We start from the raw sequence: 20,505 nt of genomic DNA, 5'->3' as shown, positions 1-20,505 counted from the left end.
CATTTGAACAACACCGCAATAATAGATTAAATACTTTTATCTTCGATTAAAGGTGCTTTGTTCGAAACTATAACTAAAAAACGCTCTGATTTCTCAGAGCGTTTATACTTTATTTATATTATTGAATTTACTATTTGGCTTGAGGTCCTCCACTCACAATTTTAAACTCAGAACGTCTGTTTTGAGCGTGTTGTTCATCGGTGCAGTTAGAGCCGCAATTAATCTTAGGTTCATTTTCACCCTTACCTTCTGCGGATATGCGCGAGGCGTCGATACCTTTAGAGATAACGTATTGTTGAGTGCTCTTAGCTCTGCGCTGAGATAGTCTCTGGTTGTATGAATCAGATCCTCTACTATCTGTATGCGATGTGGCATTAATTACCAAATCAGGGTATTTGTTCATGATCTGTACTAATTTGTCGAGTTCAAAAGCAGCCTGTGCCGTGATGTTAGATTTATCAAAATCAAAATAAATAGGGTTTAGTACGATTTCTTCAGGAGTCATGATTTTCTCTATTGGGTCTAAAGAAATCTGAACTGCTAATTCTTCTTCACTTGTTCCTTTCACGGGTACTTTTTTGCTTTCAAAGTCTTCCATTACAACTTCGAGTTCCGTGTCTTGTTCACACTCAACTATAAATTCTGCCACACCTTCGTTGTTTGTAGTTTTGGTAACGACTTTATTTCCATCAGCATCGTATAAGGAAACAGAAGCACCATTTACAGGTGTTCTTGTTTTATCATCCAAGACAGTTGCGGTTATCAGAACATCACAAAGTGGTTGCAATTTTTTAAAGGCGTAAACGTCATCACTTCCTTGTCCGCCCTCTCTGTTAGAAGATACAAAACCTTCTTCTGTTTCTTCGTTAATGATGAAGGCAAAGTCATCACCATTACTGTTAATAGGAATACCAATATTTCTTACAGGTGCCATTTTACCATCTATCACTTTAGTATAGAACACATCCATACCACCTAGTCCTAAATGACCGTTAGATGAGAAATAAAGCGTATTGTTACTACTTATGTAAGGGAACATTTCTTGGCCTTCAGTATTAACTTTTTGCCCTAGGTTTTCAGGCTCGCCCAAAGTACCATCTTCATTGATTGGTGCTTTATAAAGGTCAAAGTTACCATAACCACCAGGCATATTCGATGAAAAATATAAGGTAGAGCCATCTGCACTTACAGAAGGATTTTTAACAGAATAATTTTCGCTATTTATATCTAAGCTTTCAACCGAATCCCAATCACTTCCCAACTTAGTAGCTTTAAATAAATATAACTGGCTATAACGAACTTTGCTTAAAGAATCTTTTTGAAAATCTTTTTCAAAGTAACTTTCTCTAGAAAAATACATTGTTTTACCATCTGGAGTAAAAGATACCAGCCCCTCGTGGTACTTGGTATTGATTTTATCGTTCATTAAGGTTGCTGTACCATAAGAACCATCCGAGTTTTTAGTCAGTGTATAAATATCTAAGAATGGTTCTTCGTTCCAACCGTAAGTTTTACGGTTGTCATTTCTTGCAGATGTAATATAAAGTTTACCATCGTTTTCAATACCACCAAAATCAGATTGAGCGGTATTGAACCCAGCATCCTGAACATTAAATTTTTTGCCTTGCTCTAAAATCTTCGGTAAGTAGTTAGGGTTTTTTCTAAAAGCAGTTGCCCTGTTATCGGATGGACGCATAGAAGCAAATTTTTCCATTTGCTTATTAGACTCTTCATACTTTCCGTTGGCCTTAAGCATTTCAGAATATTTATAGATCATCTCGGGATTGTCACTGCTTTCTAAAGCTTTGGCGTACCATTTTTCTGCTTCAACGGTATCGAAGATGTTGTAGTAACATTCTGCCAATTGGCCATAAACGTATGCAGAGCCTTCACCTTTGTCAATTAGTTTCTTGTAGCTTTGGGCGGCATCTACGTATTCGAATCTGGCAAATTCTTTGTCCGCTTTTTTAGTGTTCTTGTTTTGAGCGGTTAAGCATATACCACTCATCAACGTTATAAATAAAAGTATTTTTAAGTTTTTCATAATAGTTTAGCTTAACCGGTTAAAAGTATCTAGGTGAACGAGAGACGCGTTTCGGGAAATTAAGGTCGAACAGCAGCATGACCTCGTGCGATGCTGGTGCGAAGGCTTTGATATCTGAAGAGACGGCATCATAGGCATACCCAACTCTTAGGGATGGAGACAGGGCAAAGTTAACCAGCCCAGAGAATGAGTCATCCAATCTGTAAGAGGCGCCGATTTCAAATTTTTTGAAGAACCTAGCGTTGAGGTTTACATCAAAAGACGTTGGTGCATCAAATGCGGACTTTACCATAAAAGATGGCTTTAGTTCCGTATTTGGTGACAGGTCAAAGACATAGCCACCGGTTAGGAAATAGTGCTGTGTTTCAGAACCTATTTTGTTTCCGTTAGAATCTAAGTGAACCGATGCGAGCATGTTGGGTACCGATAAGGACAAGTAATACTTGTTTGTATAGTAAAAGAGCCCAGCACCGATGTTTGGTGTGGTTTCGTTGATACCTATTCCAAAAAAGGGGTCACCTTGGTCGATAACATCTACGTTGCCACTTGTAAGGTTGATGTCGTGAAACGTAGCACCGGCTTTAACACCGAACGCCAAGCGGTGTTCACCACCCAATTTTAGGGTATAAGATACATCGATATAGGCATTGGTTTCTTTAACAGGGCCTATTTGATCTGCGATCAATGATACGCCCATACCTAGATTGTTTCCAATTGGCGCGTGGCCGAAGAAGGTTCCGGTTTCGGGTCCGCCATCGATTTTAGACCATTGGTTTCTGTATAATAATCCGAAAGAGAGGTTTTCTCTAGAACCAGCATAGGCAGGGTTCATGATGTTCATGTTGTACATGTACTGCGTGTACTGAGGGTCTTGTTGCCCGTACATTTGTAGTGCGATGAGCAGAACCGCTATTATCGTGAGTTTTTTCATTATGGTTTAAGTTGATTCAGTTAGTCGATTGTTATTTGTTGATGTATACCCATCCTGTTTTCGATTTGGATCCGCCTTCGTACACGACGGTGTAGAAGTAGGTGCCCACTGGAAGCTCTTCGCCGTCGTTGGTCTGGCCTTCCCATTCGTCGACGTAGTTGGTTTTAGAATACACAAGGGTACCATTTCTGTTGAAGATCTCTAGCCTGACAACGTTAAAACTACTTAAGTCAAAGCTGTCATTAAGGTCGTCGTTATTTGGTGATATACCCTCTGGGAATATACAGGATTCTAATTCTTCTACAAAAGTGGTTACGGTGTTAGTACAACCAGTGGCATTGAACGTAATTTCGGCGGAATAATCTCCCGAAACTAAAACGGTCTCTAAGGTTAAGCCACTAGCTCCTGCTATCACCACATCATCTAATAACCAAGTAACAGAAACATCAGCAGTAGTGAAGTTGTCTGGGATAATGCCTATGGTAACTGGTACGGTAGCATTAGGACAAACTTCATATTCAAACTGAGGATCAAATGTTGCTTGGGGAACAGTATTAACTATTAATTCAAATGAATTTACAACATAACAATTTGAAAGTGTTACATCTTCAACTCTTACATATACTGTTGTACTTCCTGAAGTGTATAACCCAGGTAATGCATTAACATTATTCTCAGCATCCTCTTGAGAACTATGATATGAAACGTTGTAACTCGATCCATCTTGCGTACCTAAAACAATACTGGTATGCGCATCTAAATCAAAATCAGCCATATCATCGATAAAACCGTCAGAATCATCACATTCCTCTATGTTTTGACTGGTTGCTGTTTGTGAAGGAGCGTTTATAATAAGGCTGAAAGAAGCAACATTATAACACCCTGTAGTATTATCTTCTAGACGGACATATATAATTTCAGCGTTCATACCAATGTAAGGGGATGTAAGTTCTCCCGCGGCAGCCTCAGCATCTTCCGTACTTGTATGGTAAGAAATGGTATAATCTGCGGCATTTAATCCATTTAACACGGCAATATCATTATCTGTTAAAGAGAATTCAGCCGATGTGCTAGCAGAACAAGTTTCTAAATCCATTGGCGCACCTATTTCGGGTGCTGGTTGTACTACCAGATTAACTTCAGAAAGTTGTCTACAACCTAAGAAGTTGTCGGCTTGAGCAGCTACATCTTCTATTCTTATAATTAAGGTTTCTCCGGCAGACGTGTATGGTGATGACACAGGGTTAATTGCCTGATTAGCATCAGCAGTACTAGTATAATAGCTTACTGCAAAATCTGATCCTAAACCTAATGAATCTGTTAAAGCATCTAGATCAAAAATTTCTGTACCATCTGCTTCCAGACCATCACAAACAATAATGCTTTGAGGATCTATGTTTGGGGATTCATCATATAGTTTAACATCTATTAAAGCAGAGAAATATGTTTCGCTCTGATCACAAATTCCACCAAGTACTTGTACCTGATACGTTCCAGATTCGGTTACGGTGAGATTTGGGAGGTTATAATCGGGAATAATAAACCCATCTTGATACCATCTGAACTCGTCTACATCATAAAACGTACTAGCTGTAAGCTCTACACTCTCAAAACCACAAAACTCAAAAGTTTCATCTGGCACTAAAGGATCTTCAATATCATCTTCAATATCAGCACCTTCTAAGGCTAAAGTAACATCACATACAACATCACAGTTTGTACCGTCTAGCGGTCCAGAATCTTGTGTAAAGGTATAGAAACCGGCTTGTTGAGAGAAGTTAGTTATTAATATAACGTAAACTGAATTTGCTGGCACTCCTGTAAGAGTAATAGTTTCACTTGCTGTTGCAGAATAACTACAGTCTGCTATGGTTTCGGGCAGTAAATCGACACATCCGTCTTGCTGATTAACAAAAGGACCCCAAACAATAAAATCAATATCTAAAGGTGTGCCTGTTGTGCTTGTTTGGTCTAAACTAAATACATAGTCACCCGCTTCATCGAATAAAATTGTATTCCATTGCGGATCTGGTTGTGAAAAGAGACAATCATAATCTAAATATGGTGGAGCAACTTGGTCACCAACAATACTTTCGTACTGTATTGATGGATCAGCACAAATTGGCAATGCATCTAAACAATATGTTGGAGTACCTAATGTACTTATGCACAAGTCAAACGTACTAGTTTCACTAGAGCTTCCCGCAGAGAAAATTCTGAGGTAATAAGTGTTACCAACGATTAATGAAGGTGTAAGACTAAAGGTATCATCTGAGCAGTAAATCTCAGTTAGGTTATTACAATCTCCTTCATAAAGGGCATGATCTAAGTTAGTAGTGCCACCAGTTATATTTTGAATATCTATGATTTGTTGATCGCCAAGAGCTGTAAATTCAAACCAAACATCATCGTCAGGATTACCACTACAACTTCCATTAGGAATTCCTGATGGTGTTGCCGCTAGAATAGTTCCTGGATTAACGGCATTACAACTTTCATCCGCATTAACTACGGCTACAGTAGCTGTAGAGCATTCATCATTACTAGGTGGACATGCCAATATCTCAAAGAATTCACTACTTATGGTACAATTATTATTTTGCTCATTAGCAACAAATATTTTAACTGTATTTCCAAAAGGGAAAGGTCCAGCCTGATAAATACCCGTAGCTAAAGCTTGTACTGTGCTGGCGTCAAAATCGTTTGAAATTTCTAAAGAGGTTGCATCACCCATATCGGTAACATTGACATCTATAAAAAATTGATTATTGTCACAATCAGTATTTACTGTAAATGCAGCTTCTGGTAAGGTACATGTTAATTCTTCAATATTAACTGTAAAATCTAAAGTAACTCCCCAACTACCATTATAACAAGGGTTTGGTGGATCTTGGCCTGCATCTGCCGTACCAATACGCATTCTATGAACACCCAAAGGTGCTGTTAATGGCATAATAAATGAAGCGTCTAATGTTGTTGGATTAGCGTTAGTAGATTCCCCAGAAAAGACAAGTTCAGTATCTTCAAAAACTAGGTTATCATTAAAATCTATCCAGATGTTAGTGTCGTATGTAAATCCTGTAGCAAAAGTAACGGCTACGTTGGTTTCTATTCCTTGAAAAACATTTACTGTCGGTGACGTTTGATCTTCGTAAGTAACATCTCCTAAACTTGGGAAATCCGTGAAACCAATGGTAACATTGGTTACCCCTTGCCCATCATTACTTGTTGGTTCAGATTGGCAATATCCAGTAAAGAAGGAACCAGGACCTGCAAATGAGCTTAAGTTTGTTGGGTCACATTGCGCTTGCACATAGAATTCATAGTCAGTATCGGAAATTAAACCTGTTAGTACAAAGGGGTTTGTAGTAACACCGTTAACTAATGTACCTGTACCTGGAGTAAATCCTGCAGGGCCGTATTCTATGTTCCATACCGTAGAAGTTCCTGTTTCAGTCCAGCCAACCTCAGTTTCGGTTAGACTTAGGTTGTTAGAAGTTAGATCGGTTGGTTCAGGACAAGTAGGAATACCCCTTACCCTGAAGTTGTCTACAAAGACATCGTTATCTTCAGGGTCGTCTACAGTACCTTCAGAGCCAAGGATACCGAACTGTACGGTTTGACCGGCGTAAGCCTCTAAGGTAATCACTGGGTGTTCACCGGTAGCAGGTACTACAGAGGTACTGTCGTAGGTTAGTAGTGGTGTCCAAGAGGCGCCATTGTCATTAGTGATGAGCAGTTGAACAATATCGTCAGAGCCTAGAGTACCCGCATTGGTAGAGCTACCGAACTGCATAATACCAAAATCGAATTCAACCTGAAATGGGCCACCCGTTAGGTCAAACTGAGGGGAGATGATCCAATCGCTTTTTGAAGCTACCCATAGGTTTATTTTGTAAGCGCCTGTAAAGCCATTATTTAAGAAACCATCAGCGCCCCATGCACCAGCGCCAAAATCACCAGGTCCTGTAGAGGCATCGCCACTGTCAGCTTCATCCCAACAAGTTGGGATTATGGTATCAAATTGCTCTAGATAATCTGGCGTGAAGACATCGCAAGCAGTTGTAAACGTAAAGGCAGCTGAAAAATCGCTAGTGTCACCACCGCCACAATCTGCTTGAACGTAAAAGTCATAATCTGTACTAGCCATTAAACCAGTTATAGTATAAGGATTAGTTACTCCTGTTACAGTAGGAACACCAGTGGGTGTATCTCCAGAAGGCACAATCTCAATATTCCATACAGTAGCTGTACCATTTTCTGTCCAACTTAGTTCTGCGCCGTCAGTAGTAAAGTTAGCTGCAGCCAAATTGGTCGGAAAAGTACAAGTTGGTCCTTCTTCAATACAAACATCTGCGACTCCAGCCTGAGTGTCACTCCAAATTACAGCATAATATGTATCACCAGGTGTTAAACCACCAATAATATCAGAGCTTTCACCAGCATCAAAGGTGTTATTGAAACATCCAAGTGACGCACCATTACAAGCATCTAAAACCTCTAATCCTACACCATCGGCAGCTCCAGTAAAATTAAAAATAACCGAACCCACAGTTGGAGCGGTAAAACTCACCCAATATCCCCAGTTTCCAAAACCATCACAACTAGGATTTTCATCGGCAGCGTCAATATCTTCTGCAATACTAAAATCGAAAGTAGTTGGAGTTGCTGTGTCACAGTCTATCTCTACAGCCATAGGAAATGCAGACGCACAAGACCCGCCAGGAACGGCAGTGTTGAAAGTGATAGGGCCCACAACACTTGATGTTGAACCACCACCACAATCTGCAACTAAGTAAATATCGTAAGAAGTGCCTACTGTGAGACCCGAAAAGTTAAAGGATGTTGCTGTTAATCCATTTTCTATTGTACCTGTTCCAGGTGTAAAACCAGCAATTCCCCACTCTAAATTCCAAATTGTTTCAGAGCCACCAGCAGACCAGGTGACATCAGCAGTTGTTTCAGTAACGGCAGATAAGGTAACGTCGGTTGGCTCTGGACATGAAACTTCAAAAATAGTTACATCATCAAAAGCAAAACCTTCATCTACAACAGAACCATCGGAACCAAAAGCAATTCTAAAGATAACATTGGGTTGGCCACCAAGACCTGTTAGCGCATGTCTTGCAATAACCCAGGCATTAGTGCCAGCTGCACCAGTACCAGACCATCCTACTTGTTGACCCCCAGGATTACCATTAATTGTGTCATCAGTATACCAGTTGTTTGGATCGCCATTAGAGCCAACATTAGCCCATGTAGTACCTCCATCAATTGAAGATTGAAGCACCGCACCATCCCAACTAAACTCGGCATCATACCATATGTTCAATTCTATCGAAGGTGCAGACAACGATGAGAAGTCAAATACAGGACTTGTAACCCAAGAGTCTTCGTTTGTATTGTAGGTACCTGTGAGGTTGGTAACCCAAGCATTTGTTCCAGAAGCTGCACTATTAATAATAGGAGCAGCTGGTGTACCTAAGGCCCAAGATCCGTTAGTTGTGTTGTTGGCCACCCAACCACCATCACCAGACTCAAAGTCTTCCGTGTATGGAAAAGTAGTTATTTGCGCTTGTAAATTTGTAATTGCAACAAATGAAAGCAGAAATAAGAATAGTGTAATCTTTTTCATTATTAATCGGTTTGTTAGAAATTATTTAACCCTTTGTAACACATTGACTACAAAGGATTTACTTTTTTAATTTTTATAAGGCTTGGGGAAGCATACAGAAACGCTGATTAATCGTCCTTTTATTGCTCACCCGAATATATAAAAAATGACTATTAACATGATGTTAACAATGGTATAATAGATGAACTACTTTATTTATCGACAAAAGGTTTAAGACGTTTTTAATTGTATAAAAACAGGAAAATGATCGCTATATCCACCTTTGTATTTTTTTCCGACATAGGTTCTAAATGGTTGGCCTTTATACTTTCCGTGATACTGCGTTACAAATTTGGAATTAAAAACGTCTGCTTTTACATATCGTAGATTATAGTCTTTTGGATTGAAGAAATTTTCCGTAAACAAAACCTGATCAAACATGTTCCATTGAAAGTCGTGATTTATACTTCCTTTATCTCGAGACTGAACGGTTTTAAAAGGGTTATAAAGACTGCTTTCTTTTTCAATAAGACCAATGCTCTTGTCTTGGGGATTGTCATTAAAATCTCCCATAACTATAATCTTAGCATTTTTATTTTCTTCCCTAATTCCTTTAATTACAGAATTAACTTCATTTGCCGCTGCCAAACGCTTGTATTCGGTTTCTTTTTCTCCTTCTCTGCGAGAAGACCAATGATTGACTAAAATATGGAGTTTTTCATTTGCTAAAGTTCCTTGCACCAAAAGAATATCTCTCGTGTAGTCTTGTAGACCTTCCTCATTTTGTAAATAGACTGAAAACGTTTCTGAATTTTCTATTTCAAACTCGTTTTTCTTGTAGAGCAAGGCAACATCAACTCCTCTCTCGTCTAAAGAATCAAAGTGAATAAAGTCGTAACCAAGGTTCTCTAAATGTTCGCTATGTATTAAATCTGTCAATACATTACTATTTTCAACCTCGGCCAGGCCAACAATTACAGGTGGTGAGGCATTTTCATTTTTTCCAATTCGAGAAATGACAGAGCCTAGCTTTCTTAATTTGTTTTGATAACGTTTGTACGTCCATCGTTTTGCAGATGTGGGTAAAAAATCGTCGTCATTAGTAAATGGGTCGTTTTTAATATCGAATAAATTTTCAATATTATAAAAAGCTATTGTATATGTTTTAGAATTTTCAATCATGCCATAAAAATATAGCTTTTTAAAAATACACTAAGGAAAATCCATTTCCGTAACTTTGTACTTTAAATTATTTATGCTAGAGAAAAAAGATATAGAATTAGAGCGTGTTGCTCTTGTTGGGATAATTACTCAGGAACAAGATGAAGAGACATCTAAAGAATATTTGGATGAGCTTGAATTTTTAACCTATACTGCTGGTGGTGATGTTATAAAACGTTTTACTCAAAAGATGACGCAGCCCAATCCTAAAACATTTATAGGAACTGGTAAGATGGAGACGGTAATGAATTTTGTTAAAGAAAATGACATTGGTACTGTGATCTTTGACGATGAGCTCTCGCCAGCGCAAGAACGCAACATCAGTAAAATACTTAATTGCAAAATTTTAGACAGAACCAATCTTATCTTAGATATATTTGCACAACGTGCCCAAACTAGTTATGCCAGAACTCAGGTAGAGTTAGCACAATGCGAATATCTGTTACCACGGTTAAAGGGTATGTGGACACACCTTGAGCGACAAAAGGGTGGTATAGGTATGCGTGGCCCTGGTGAAACCGAAATTGAAACAGATAGACGTATCGTAAGAGATAAAATTTCGCTTTTAAAGAAAAAAATTGAGACCATAGATAAGCAGATGGCCGTTCAGCGTGGCAATAGAGGTAAAATGGTTCGTGTGGCTTTAGTTGGCTATACTAATGTAGGTAAGTCCACGTTGATGAATGTGATTAGCAAAAGTGAAGTCTTTGCCGAAAATAAACTTTTTGCAACCCTAGATACAACAGTTAGAAAAGTAGTCATTGGTAATTTGCCATTTCTGGTTAGCGATACGGTAGGCTTTATAAGAAAGTTACCGACCCAATTGGTAGAATCTTTTAAAAGTACCTTAGACGAAGTGCGTGAGGCAGACTTACTACTTCATGTGGTTGATATTTCGCATTCTAATTTTGAAGAACATATAGAATCGGTCAATCAAATTTTAGATGAAATAGACAGCAAGGACAAACCAACCATAATGGTTTTTAATAAGATTGATGCTTACGAGGCAGAACCTTTTGAGGAAGATGATTTAATGCAAGAACGCACCAAGGCAAACTTTACAATTGAAGAATGGAAGAAGACTTGGATGTCTAGAGTTGGTGATAATGCACTTTTTATCTCAGCATTGAATAAGGAAAACATGGATGAATTTAGAAAACGTGTCTATAAAGAAGTAAGAGAAATTCATGTAACCCGTTTTCCGTACAATCATTTTTTGTATCCTGATGTCGAGGACATTTCATAATAAAAAAGCCTTTCGTTATTAACGAAAGGCTTTTAAAGTTTTAAATGTATTACCTAGAATTTGTAGCTTAAACCTATGGTGTAATATGATTGTAAATCGTTATCTGCATCAGCTAAAGGTACTCCTTGGAAATTAGCAGCCTCTTGTTGGTTGCTTCTTAAACCAAAATCGAAACCAACACCAATCATTTTCCATAAGGTATAACTAAATGAGTTGGTCCACGTCCAGTTAGAGAGATCACTGTCTTCGTAACTTTGAAATGTAGAGAAATTAGTTTTAAATGCAATGGCACCAATTTGTCTGGTATAGTCTGCTACTATTTTGGCACCAGCTGAAGAATTAAAGGCAGCATCGTTGTCTGCAAAAACAAAATTATAGTTTAGTGGGTGTATTACCACTATTAAATTTTCAATCGGTGTCCAAGTTGCACCAACACCAACGTCTAAAAAACCAGGATCATTAAAGTTATCTATGAGTGTGGTTCTGTATTCCATTAAACCGGAGATCGCCCATTTTTCACTCAATTTTTGACCATAAAGAGACGATAAGTTAAAGACATCTGTTCCGGCTCTAAAGCTATCATCATCAGTAGGGTTGTCTCTGTCATCAAATTTTACCCATGCTAAATTGGCTAAAAGAGAGTTTCTCCAAAAATATTTGTCTTCAATTTTGTTGGCAAAGGCATTAAATGTAATGCCAATATTACCAGAATTATTATTTGGCGAACCTTGGGCATACCAGTTGTTAAAACCTGATAAACTACCGCCAATGGTACCAAACGCACCAACACGCCAGCCAGGTAAGGCATCTATTTGTGCTTGTAAAGCATCTGCTTCTGCTTGAAATTTGTCTGCTTCTGCTTGTTTTTCGGCTTTTTGCGCCTGTAATTCCTCTTTTGTTTGAGAAAAACTAAAAGCAACCGTAAGTATTAAGACTGCGGATAAAAGTAATTTTCTGTTCATAATGAATTAAATTTTAATGGTTTTGGTTGTAAATAATTTACAAATATAAGTGTTTATTAATCTGTTAAGACGCTGTTGGCTTATCTAATCAATATGAATTAGACCTTAAAAACAACAATAAGTCACATTTATTTTTTCCTTTTAAATAAAGGAACAGCAGAGCAGGCCTCGCCAAACATAATAGATTTGGCAACAGGCTTTAATTTTTGCGATAGTAAAACTAGAGCGTTTGTTGGCACGGGTTTATGAGAGCAGCCTTTTATAATTACAGGCATGTCTTTATAAATGCTAACATCTAAATCCGAAATTATTTTGGTATAGATAATAGATTCTAGATGATCTAGAGTGCCTATAGCTGTAAGTTTAGAAAATTCTTCAAGCTCTAATGAAATAAGCATATATGCCCAATCGGGAACAATGGCATCTGTTGAACAGTATAATGCAACATAACAGTCTTTGTATTGAGCCCAGTTGTGTTCTTTAACGGAGGTTCTAAAATCACTTTCGCGAAGCACTAGCCCTTCTAGTAACCAGTTTTTTATATCAAACAATACGCGACGTCCATTTGGATAGTAGTCTTCTAAATCAATAACCTTAAGCTTACTGTTTGCTACTCTGTTTATAATATCCTCTGCCATGATCTATTTTACACTATAGCGGCGCAGGCCGTAATTAGTCTTTTCTCGCTCAATAAAGTCTAACGAAATTTTACTTCCGTTGTGTATTGGAGTTTCAATTTTAGAACGATGAATATTCTCATATGTATCTACATCTATAGAGGCTCTTTGATTTAAAGTTTCAAAAAGTTTTATTAAAGACACTTTAGAACTCCAGTTTTCTTTTACAACACCTTCAAAAACCTTAGATTTTGAGCCGCTTCCATAAGCTATGAAACCAATAGTTTTTCTTGATAGGTCAATATTGTTATTGTAACTATCTGACAACAAGCTTAAAAGAGACATGAAGATTGAGGCCGTGTACATGTTACCGATTTCTGAAGAAGCGTATTCTCCTTGAGCAATTTTAGAATTTACAAAGTTACTGTAGAGTTGAGATTTATAAGCTTTTTTAGACCACTCTTTTTTGTCTGAGTCCTCTAATCTACCTATCTCATTTTCTAATTTTTCATAGGTATTAGAAGCTTTTAACCATTGTAACCAATTATCAAAAATAATCCTTCTTCCATGAAATGCATAGGGTAAATGAAATACTATCTTATGCCAATCATTACTAAAATTTATATCTTTTTGAGTTTTAAAATGAGCGAGTGCTTCTGTAATTCTATCATTATAACAAGCATTAGAAAACTGCCCGTCAAAAACGGGTTCTTCTTTAAAAACTTCAACTATATCGTTACTGTCAGACCAGAATTCTGAATCTGATGAAGCCATAAATTCATTTATTTTTTCTTCGGAAGTATTAAGATTTAAATCTTTGAATACGGCTTTTAAAAGTTCTGCTTTTTTAAAAATTCTTCTTGGTTTAAAAAAGTCTCCTTCGCTCTTTGAGGCAATTCCCCAAACAGAATTAATTTCTAATATCGATGGATTGTGACTTACCAATAAAGCTACTGCACCTGCGCCTTGGGTATATTCGCCTGTGGAATTGATGTCGTATTTAGAAAGATCTGAAGCAATTACAACAGCTTTTCTATTAGCATTTTGCTTAACCCAATCAATACTGTTATGTAGGGCATCTACAGCACCAACACAGGCAAATGTCATGTCTAAAATATCGCAGTTTTTAAAACTCCGTTCTCCGTAAGTTTTAGCAAGTTCTTTTTCAATGATTTCTACAGCATAGGTTGCTGTGGGTTTTGACCCATCTATGGCACTTTCTGTTCCTAGATATACTCGGCCAATCTCGTTGGGATCTATGTTGTTTTGAGTTATTAGGTTAAGAAGTGCATTGGCCGCAAATGTAGCAGCATCCTCTCCAATATTTGGTACTGCCATTTTTTTAAGGCCTAAACCTTTTTTTAGTTTTTCTGCAGGAATTCCTCTAACCTCAGCAAGATGATCCATAGAAACATAAAGGTTTGGAACATAGAATGCTATTGCGTCAATTCCTGTAGCGCTCATAATCTGTAATTTATAACATCCCTAGTTCTAGCTTGGCTTCTTCGCTCATAAGGTCTTGAGACCATGGAGGGTCGAATGTAATTTCTACCTCGGCATCTTTAACTTCATTGATAGATTTTACCTTTTCTTCAACTTCTAAAGGTAAAGTCTCTGCTACTGGGCAATTTGGCGTAGTTAAGGTCATTAGTATTTTTACTTCGTAGTCTTCATTTACGAAAACATCATAAATTAATCCTAATTCGTAGATGTCTACAGGAATTTCTGGATCATAGATGGTTTTTAAAACACGGACTATTTTATCTCCAAGTACAGTGGTATCTATAGTTGATTCGCTCATCTTATTTCAGCTGTGTTTGGTATGCTATTGCATACATTTTTAATTGTTTTATCATACTAACCAATCCGTTGGCCCTTGTAGGTGATAGATGTTCTTTTAAGCCTATTTTATCAATAAAATCAGTATTTGCCTCAATGATATCTTTTGGGTGTTGGTTAGAGAACGCTCTAATTAATATAGCAATGATGCCTTTGGTTATAATGGCATCGCTGTCTGCAGTAAATTCTACTTTGTTATCATTCATTTCAGCGTGCACCCAAACCTTACTTTGACAGCCTTTTATAATGTGGTCATCGGTTTTGTATTGTGCTTCGATTAAAGGAAGGGTTTTACCTAAATCTATCATATATTGATAGCGTTCTTCCCAATCCTCAAACATAGAGAACTCTTCTATGATTTCGTTTTGAATTTCTTCAATAGTCATAATCAAATTCATTTAAAACAAAGGTACAAAATCGCTATTGTTTAGTTGCATTTTCTGCCATAGATAACACTTTATTAACTAGGGTTTCTATTTCTTTTGGCGGGTTTCCATGATCAAATGTTGGCGTCATCATTTCTACATCACCTTTTATAACGGCCAGTGTTGCGTGCGGTGCACCATCATAAAGTCGCTTATCTGTTGGTGCCTCTAGCGCATCTAGATGTTCTACTACTGCATTGTTAAGCAGTTCTTCTAGCGCTTGCCAATCTTGCTTATCACACGCGTAGGAGCGTGTTGTTTTTAAAGTTCTATCTTTTGAGATTTTGATTTTAGTTTTTGAAATCTCGATATGTTTAAAAGAGCTTCTCGATGAGGTATTATATATAACCTTAAGTTTTTTGTAATTCTCTTTTACAATGTCATCTTTGCTGGGTCTTGCGGCTTCACTTTTTATGGCCTTAAAAACTTCTGTGTCTTCATTTAAAAAAGTAACGCCATCACTTTTAAGAATAAAAGTATTAATACTATTTAATGCTTTTAGAAAGGTGTTTTCTAAGTTGTTTTGCTCTGGTCTACAGTATTTTTTGGATGTTGCAATTGGTCCGAATTTAATAGTATTTTCTTTGATTGTATAATTTGCAAAAAACGTATTGCAGCCTGAAAATCCTGAAACCTGATTTTTAGAATCATTAAATGTAATTATAAGTGCTTTAGACAAGATGTCTTTTGATTCTAATTGATTTATGTTGTAAGTTCCAGAAAGGCTGGATGGTGCCATATGCTTTTTTTGTTCTGTAAGTGTTTCTTTAGCAGAATTACAAGACCCTGTCAATACTACTAATGTAATAATACTCAGTAAGAATTTCATATATTTAGGTTTATTAATCTAAATTACACTTTTGATGCCAAACTCGCATTAAAAAAATTTTAGTGCTATTATTTGTGCTTTGGGTTAAGACAGCATAATTACTGCTTTTTTAAGTGCTGAGATGAACGCATCTATTTCTTCTTTGGTATTATAAAACATAAAAGATGCTCTAATAGTACCAGGAATGCTATAAAAATCCATTATGGGTTGGGCGCAGTGGTGACCTGTACGTACGGCAATTCCCATTTTATCTAATATGGTACCGATATCGTAAGGGTGAATATTACCTACATTAAATGATATAACAGAGGTTTTGTGTGTTGCGGTTCCGTATATGGTTAAGCCTTCAATCTTTAAAAGTTGTTCTGTTGCGTAAACCAAAAGTTCGTTTTCGTACTGAGCAATGGCATCAAAACCAATGGTATTCATGTAATCTATGGCAGCACCAAAGGCAATACCACCGCAAACGTTGGGTGTGCCAGCTTCAAATTTATGTGGTAAGTCAGCGTATGTAGTTTTCTCAAAGGTAACTTCTGCTATCATTTCTCCTCCACCTTGATAAGGAGGTAGTTTTTTTAGCCATCTTTCTTTTCCGTAAAGCATACCAATACCAGTTGGGCCACAAATCTTGTGTGCAGAACAAACATAAAAATCTACATCTAGAGCCTGTAAATCTGGTTTTATATGCGGGCACGACTGTGCACCATCTACTAATACTGCAGCACCAACTTGATGCGCTTTTTCAATAATAGTTTCTATTGGATTTATAGTTCCTAGGGCATTAGAAATATGGTTGACAAAAACAAGTTTTGTGTTTTGGTTAAGCAGCTTGTAGAACTCAGAAAGTACCAATTCTCCATTGTTATTCATTGGTATTACCTTGAGTTGAGCTCCTGTTCTTTCACAGAGCATTTGCCAAGGTACAATGTTGCTATGATGCTCTAAAGCAGAAACTATAATTTCATCTCCCTTCTTTAAAATTGAAGAGAACCCATTTGCAACCAAATTGATACCATGAGTGGTACCAGATGTAAAAATAATCTCATACGCCTTAGCAGCATTAAAGTGTTTTTGGATTTTTATACGTGCTTTTTCATAAGCATCTGTAGCTTCTTGACTTAACGCATGCACACCTCTGTGAATATTGGCGTTGTAGTTACTATAGTAATCTACAATAACATCAATGACCTGTTGAGGTGTTTGTGATGTTGCTGCATTGTCTAGGTATATTAAAGGTTTTCCATTAACCTTTCGGTTAAGGATGGGGAAGTCTTTTCTGATGACTTCAGCATTAAAAGGTGTCTCTACTTTCATATTACAAAGATACGAAGCAGAGCCTTCAAACTAAAACTTATAACAATGCTTTAAGACAAGAAAAAAGTATTGTTTTCTATTTTTATAGCATAAACATGATAGATACGAGTTTGCGCTAATAGAAGAATTAAATTTACAAATGACGAAAATTATAAAACTTTAATTGTGGAGTCTACAACAAGAATAGAGATTTATGTAAAGATTGTGGTGCTATATTGTCTCATAAAAAAAGGCGGGAAGAACGTCTAAAAGAAGCACAAAAAAAGCGAATAGAGAAAGTGAAAAATGAACCGCCCGGTTTTATTGAGAATCTGCGTCGACACCCTTTTTTCATCTACCGTGCCGTGGGTTGGATTCTCTATTCTAGTTTTATGGTTGTTGGTGCTATCGGAGCCTTCATAGCATGGTTGGTATTTGCGATAGCGGCAGGTTGATTATGAATACGATACTTAGATATTATTTTTTTATCTCCTTGGTAATAGGATCAGTTATATATATCGCTCAAAAACAAAACATTGTTCTGCCTTATATTATCAACAATTACGTAAATGATTTTCTTATCGTTCCAATTTGTTTAACATTGAGTTTGATAGTGTTAAGATACACTAAAAACAATAAACATTACTATCTGAAAATATACCACGCTATTTATCTAGCGTTAATATACGCAGTACTCTTTGAAATCATTCTACCTAGGATTTATGAGCGTTACACAGCAGATATTATAGATGCCACACTTTACTTTTTCAGTGCGATAATCTTCTACACTTTACAGGAAAAGAAAATAACAGTAGTGAATAACCCAGTGAGATAAAAAGATCTATTTAAGATTAGAGGTCGAAACCTATATTTACGCCTAATTTATTAGCTATAATCTTAGTAATTCTGTTTTTAATTTCGGGTATTTTTACCGAATCTAAAACGTTATTGCTAAAAGCAAACATTAACAACCCTCTGGCTTCTTTCTCTGGTATACCACGAGAGCGTAAATAGAACATAGCACTTTCATCGAGTTGCCCAATGGTACAGCCGTGAGAACATTTTACGTCATCTGCAAATATCTCTAATTGTGGCTTTGTATTTATACTCGCTTTATCGCTCAATAAAATATTGTTATTTGCCTGAAAAGCATCTGTTTTTTGAGCTTCTTTCTCTACTAGAACCTTACCATTAAAAACACCAGTAGCACTGTCACCAAAAATACCTTTGTAGTCTTGGTGACTCTCACAATTGGGTTCTATGTGATGCACTAATGTATTATGATCTACATGTTGCTTGTTACCAATGATGGTAATACCTTTCATTGTAGAGTCTATACGCTCACCGTTTTGATAGAAGTTGAGGTTATTTCTTGTAATTTTTCCACCAAACGAGAAGGTATGTACCTTAGCTATACTTTCTTGTTTTTGGTTAATAAACGTGTTATCAATTAAAGAAGCTGTTTCTCTGTCATTTTGAATTTTGTAGTAGTCTACAATAGCACGTTTGTTCGTAAAAATTTCGGTAACAGCGTTGGTTAAAACAGGATTGTCTGTTAAGCTCTGATGACGTTCTATAATCTGCACGTGAGAATTTTCGCCTACTACAACTAAGTTTCTCGGTTGAAGCATTAATGCCGCTTCATTACCTGTTGAAAAATGTAAAATCTGTATGGGCTTTTCAACAAGTTTATTTTTAGGGATATGGATGTATGCTCCTTCTGCTGAAAATGCTGTATTTAATGATGATAGACTATCTTTTGAAGGAATTTTATTAAAATAATTTTCAATAACTAACCTATATTTTGGTTTGGTAAGTGCGGCAGACATTAAGCAAACATCAATACCATCATGCGTGGTTTGCGATAAATACGAAGAATACTTACCATCAATAAAAACAATTTTGTAAGAGTCGATATCGTGAATAAAATATTTTTTTACATCTTTAAATTCTAAAGCATCTTCATGCTTCGGAAATACGCTATAATCATATTTTAAAACCGAATTTAAAGAGGTGTACTTCCATGCTTCTTGACGCTTTGTAGGAAAACCTTCATTTTCAAAATGTTTTATAGCTTCAGTTCTTATATCATGGATAGGAGAATCTACATCTACCATATTCTCAAATGCCATGAAAGACGACACTAATTTTTCTTTTAATTCCATTTGTTTCAGTTTTCAGTTTTCAGTCGCAGTTTTCAGTTGTTTAGAATAAGCGATAAAAATCTGTTTACTATTTTAAGTTATTTCGAATAAGGCACTAGAGTAATCAGTACGAGTATGCGCTGCAAACTGAGACTGAATACTGTGACTAGCGTTATACGCCGACTTCTTCTTTAATCCAATCGTATCCTTTAGCTTCTAACTCGTGCGCAAGTGCCGCAGAGCCAGATTTAACTATTTTACCATCAAGCAATACGTGCACGTAATCTGGAACGATATAATCTAGCAATCTTTGGTAGTGCGTAATAACAATGACGGCATTAGCTTTAGATTTTAGTTTGTTTACACCATTGGCAACAATTCTAAGTGCATCAATGTCTAGCCCAGAGTCTGTTTCGTCTAATATCGCTAATTTCGGCTCTAACATTGCCATCTGAAAAATTTCGTTACGCTTTTTCTCGCCACCAGAAAAGCCTTCGTTTAAAGAACGTGATAAGAACTTACGATCTATTTCTAAAAGCTCAGATTTTTCACGAATCATCTTCAGCATTTCATTGGCAGGCATATCATCTAGACCTTTAGCTTTGCGTGTTTCATTGATTGCTGTTTTCATGAAGTTGGTAACACTGACGCCTGGGATTTCTACGGGATATTGAAATGAAAGAAAAATACCTTTATGCGCACGTTCTTCGGCTTCAAGTTCATCAATGTTTTCTCCCTCAAGCAAAATTTCACCTTCTTCAACTTCGTACTCTTCTTTTCCTGCTATTACAGACGCCAAGGTGCTTTTACCAGAACCGTTTGGTCCCATAATGGCGTGTACTTCACCAGGTTTAACTTCAAGGTTAATACCTTTTAGTATCGCTTTGTCTTCTACGCTTGCGTGTAAGTTGTTTATCTTTAACATTGTCTTAGTTTGATAATTTTATAACGTCTTCTTTGTTTGGATTTGGTTTTTCAACCTTTAATATTTCTTTGATTTTAACTCTATATTCCCAGCCTTCTTCTCCTTCGGGTTTTGCAAACTTTTTTACCCTTACCGTTACCGGAACCATGTCTGTTGGATCTTTTTTGTAGGGCTGTACTTCGTTGTCGAGTAGGTGCATGTTATCATCTATAACTACACCATAAATCTCATTTGAAGTTTGTAGTACAGCCGCGTCAGCATAGTACACAAACTCTCCTCTAACAGTGATATAACCATCATTAGCGTCGTAAGATTTAGCTCTATTGTCATCGAGGTTAACCTCAGTTTTTGAATCGTTTTTACAGCTCGTAAAACTTACTATGATTAATAAGGTGAATAATATATTTTTCATAAT

At 36.8% G+C, this 20,505-nt stretch carries 15 protein-coding genes; 1 reads left to right on the top strand and 14 read right to left on the bottom strand.

Annotated features, from left to right (window positions below; translation table 11 throughout):
- Positions 1-130: 130 nt before the first annotated feature.
- The 4 genes from BWZ20_RS08580 to BWZ20_RS08565 all read right to left on the bottom strand — a co-directional run bounded on the left by BWZ20_RS08580 (position 131) and on the right by BWZ20_RS08565 (position 9,771).
- On the bottom strand, positions 131-2,044 hold the full coding sequence (locus BWZ20_RS08580; protein ID WP_076619052.1) for an OmpA family protein: 1,914 nt from the start codon (positions 2,042-2,044) through the stop codon (positions 131-133).
- 19 nt (positions 2,045-2,063) lie between these two features.
- Positions 2,064-2,975, bottom strand: coding sequence for a type IX secretion system membrane protein PorP/SprF (locus BWZ20_RS08575; protein WP_076619049.1), 912 nt, complete (start codon positions 2,973-2,975; stop codon positions 2,064-2,066).
- Positions 2,976-3,006: 31 nt separating this feature from the next.
- Positions 3,007-8,610, bottom strand: a complete 5,604-nt coding sequence (locus BWZ20_RS08570; RefSeq protein ID WP_076619046.1) for a gliding motility-associated C-terminal domain-containing protein — start codon at positions 8,608-8,610, stop codon at positions 3,007-3,009.
- Between the two features lie 210 nt (positions 8,611-8,820).
- On the bottom strand, positions 8,821-9,771 hold the full coding sequence (locus tag BWZ20_RS08565) for an endonuclease (protein WP_076619043.1): 951 nt from the start codon (positions 9,769-9,771) through the stop codon (positions 8,821-8,823).
- A 73-nt stretch (positions 9,772-9,844) separates the two neighbouring features.
- On the opposite strand from BWZ20_RS08565, the gene hflX reads away from it, so the two are divergent.
- Entirely contained in the window at positions 9,845-11,056 is a 1,212-nt protein-coding gene (hflX, locus tag BWZ20_RS08560) for a GTPase HflX (RefSeq protein ID WP_076619040.1), read from the top strand.
- Between the two features lie 53 nt (positions 11,057-11,109).
- Here hflX and BWZ20_RS08555 read toward each other — a convergent pair whose 3' ends face one another.
- The 10 genes from BWZ20_RS08555 to BWZ20_RS08500 all read right to left on the bottom strand — a co-directional run bounded on the left by BWZ20_RS08555 (position 11,110) and on the right by BWZ20_RS08500 (position 20,502).
- Positions 11,110-12,018, bottom strand: coding sequence for a DUF3078 domain-containing protein (locus tag BWZ20_RS08555; protein WP_076619038.1), 909 nt, complete (start codon positions 12,016-12,018; stop codon positions 11,110-11,112).
- Positions 12,019-12,146: 128 nt separating this feature from the next.
- Positions 12,147-12,656 (bottom strand): DUF2480 family protein, encoded by a 510-nt coding sequence (locus tag BWZ20_RS08550; RefSeq protein ID WP_076619035.1) that lies wholly within the window; start codon positions 12,654-12,656, stop codon positions 12,147-12,149.
- Between the two features lie 3 nt (positions 12,657-12,659).
- A complete protein-coding gene (locus tag BWZ20_RS08545; protein WP_076619032.1) occupies positions 12,660-14,099 on the bottom strand; it encodes a hydroxymethylglutaryl-CoA synthase family protein in 1,440 nt (479 codons plus the stop codon).
- Between the two features lie 10 nt (positions 14,100-14,109).
- Positions 14,110-14,436, bottom strand: coding sequence for a DUF59 domain-containing protein (locus BWZ20_RS08540; RefSeq protein WP_076619030.1), 327 nt, complete (start codon positions 14,434-14,436; stop codon positions 14,110-14,112).
- Between the two features lies 1 nt (position 14,437).
- Positions 14,438-14,860, bottom strand: a complete 423-nt coding sequence (locus BWZ20_RS08535) for a SufE family protein (RefSeq protein WP_076619028.1) — start codon at positions 14,858-14,860, stop codon at positions 14,438-14,440.
- Positions 14,861-14,894: 34 nt separating this feature from the next.
- Entirely contained in the window at positions 14,895-15,728 is an 834-nt protein-coding gene (locus BWZ20_RS08530) for an META domain-containing protein (RefSeq protein ID WP_076619026.1), read from the bottom strand.
- Between the two features lie 84 nt (positions 15,729-15,812).
- On the bottom strand, positions 15,813-17,042 hold the full coding sequence (locus BWZ20_RS08525) for an aminotransferase class V-fold PLP-dependent enzyme (RefSeq protein WP_076619024.1): 1,230 nt from the start codon (positions 17,040-17,042) through the stop codon (positions 15,813-15,815).
- Positions 17,043-17,872: 830 nt separating this feature from the next.
- A complete protein-coding gene (gene sufD, locus BWZ20_RS08510; RefSeq protein WP_076619022.1) occupies positions 17,873-19,186 on the bottom strand; it encodes a Fe-S cluster assembly protein SufD in 1,314 nt (437 codons plus the stop codon).
- Between the two features lie 151 nt (positions 19,187-19,337).
- Positions 19,338-20,090 carry a Fe-S cluster assembly ATPase SufC gene (sufC, locus tag BWZ20_RS08505; protein ID WP_076619021.1) on the bottom strand — a complete coding sequence of 251 codons (753 nt, stop codon included), beginning with the start codon at positions 20,088-20,090 and terminating at the stop codon, positions 19,338-19,340.
- A 4-nt stretch (positions 20,091-20,094) separates the two neighbouring features.
- Positions 20,095-20,502 (bottom strand): hypothetical protein, encoded by a 408-nt coding sequence (locus BWZ20_RS08500; RefSeq protein ID WP_076619019.1) that lies wholly within the window; start codon positions 20,500-20,502, stop codon positions 20,095-20,097.
- Positions 20,503-20,505: the final 3 nt, after the last annotated feature.

Source organism: Winogradskyella sp. J14-2 (assembly GCF_001971725.1).
GTDB lineage: Bacteria > Bacteroidota > Bacteroidia > Flavobacteriales > Flavobacteriaceae > Winogradskyella.
Note: the sequence above shows the minus strand (reverse complement) of the source record. Positions and strands in the feature narration are given on the sequence as shown.

Coding starts and splice junctions, on each gene's coding strand:
- BWZ20_RS08580 (WP_076619052.1), bottom strand. CDS start 2,044: ATGAAAAACTTAAAAATACTTTTATTTATAACGTTGATGAGTGGTATA.
- BWZ20_RS08575 (WP_076619049.1), bottom strand. CDS start 2,975: ATGAAAAAACTCACGATAATAGCGGTTCTGCTCATCGCACTACAAATG.
- BWZ20_RS08570 (WP_076619046.1), bottom strand. CDS start 8,610: ATGAAAAAGATTACACTATTCTTATTTCTGCTTTCATTTGTTGCAATT.
- BWZ20_RS08565 (WP_076619043.1), bottom strand. CDS start 9,771: ATGATTGAAAATTCTAAAACATATACAATAGCTTTTTATAATATTGAA.
- hflX (WP_076619040.1), top strand. CDS start 9,845: ATGCTAGAGAAAAAAGATATAGAATTAGAGCGTGTTGCTCTTGTTGGG.
- BWZ20_RS08555 (WP_076619038.1), bottom strand. CDS start 12,018: ATGAACAGAAAATTACTTTTATCCGCAGTCTTAATACTTACGGTTGCT.
- BWZ20_RS08550 (WP_076619035.1), bottom strand. CDS start 12,656: ATGGCAGAGGATATTATAAACAGAGTAGCAAACAGTAAGCTTAAGGTT.
- BWZ20_RS08545 (WP_076619032.1), bottom strand. CDS start 14,099: ATGAGCGCTACAGGAATTGACGCAATAGCATTCTATGTTCCAAACCTT.
- BWZ20_RS08540 (WP_076619030.1), bottom strand. CDS start 14,436: ATGAGCGAATCAACTATAGATACCACTGTACTTGGAGATAAAATAGTC.
- BWZ20_RS08535 (WP_076619028.1), bottom strand. CDS start 14,860: ATGACTATTGAAGAAATTCAAAACGAAATCATAGAAGAGTTCTCTATG.
- BWZ20_RS08530 (WP_076619026.1), bottom strand. CDS start 15,728: ATGAAATTCTTACTGAGTATTATTACATTAGTAGTATTGACAGGGTCT.
- BWZ20_RS08525 (WP_076619024.1), bottom strand. CDS start 17,042: ATGAAAGTAGAGACACCTTTTAATGCTGAAGTCATCAGAAAAGACTTC.
- sufD (WP_076619022.1), bottom strand. CDS start 19,186: ATGGAATTAAAAGAAAAATTAGTGTCGTCTTTCATGGCATTTGAGAAT.
- sufC (WP_076619021.1), bottom strand. CDS start 20,090: ATGTTAAAGATAAACAACTTACACGCAAGCGTAGAAGACAAAGCGATA.
- BWZ20_RS08500 (WP_076619019.1), bottom strand. CDS start 20,502: ATGAAAAATATATTATTCACCTTATTAATCATAGTAAGTTTTACGAGC.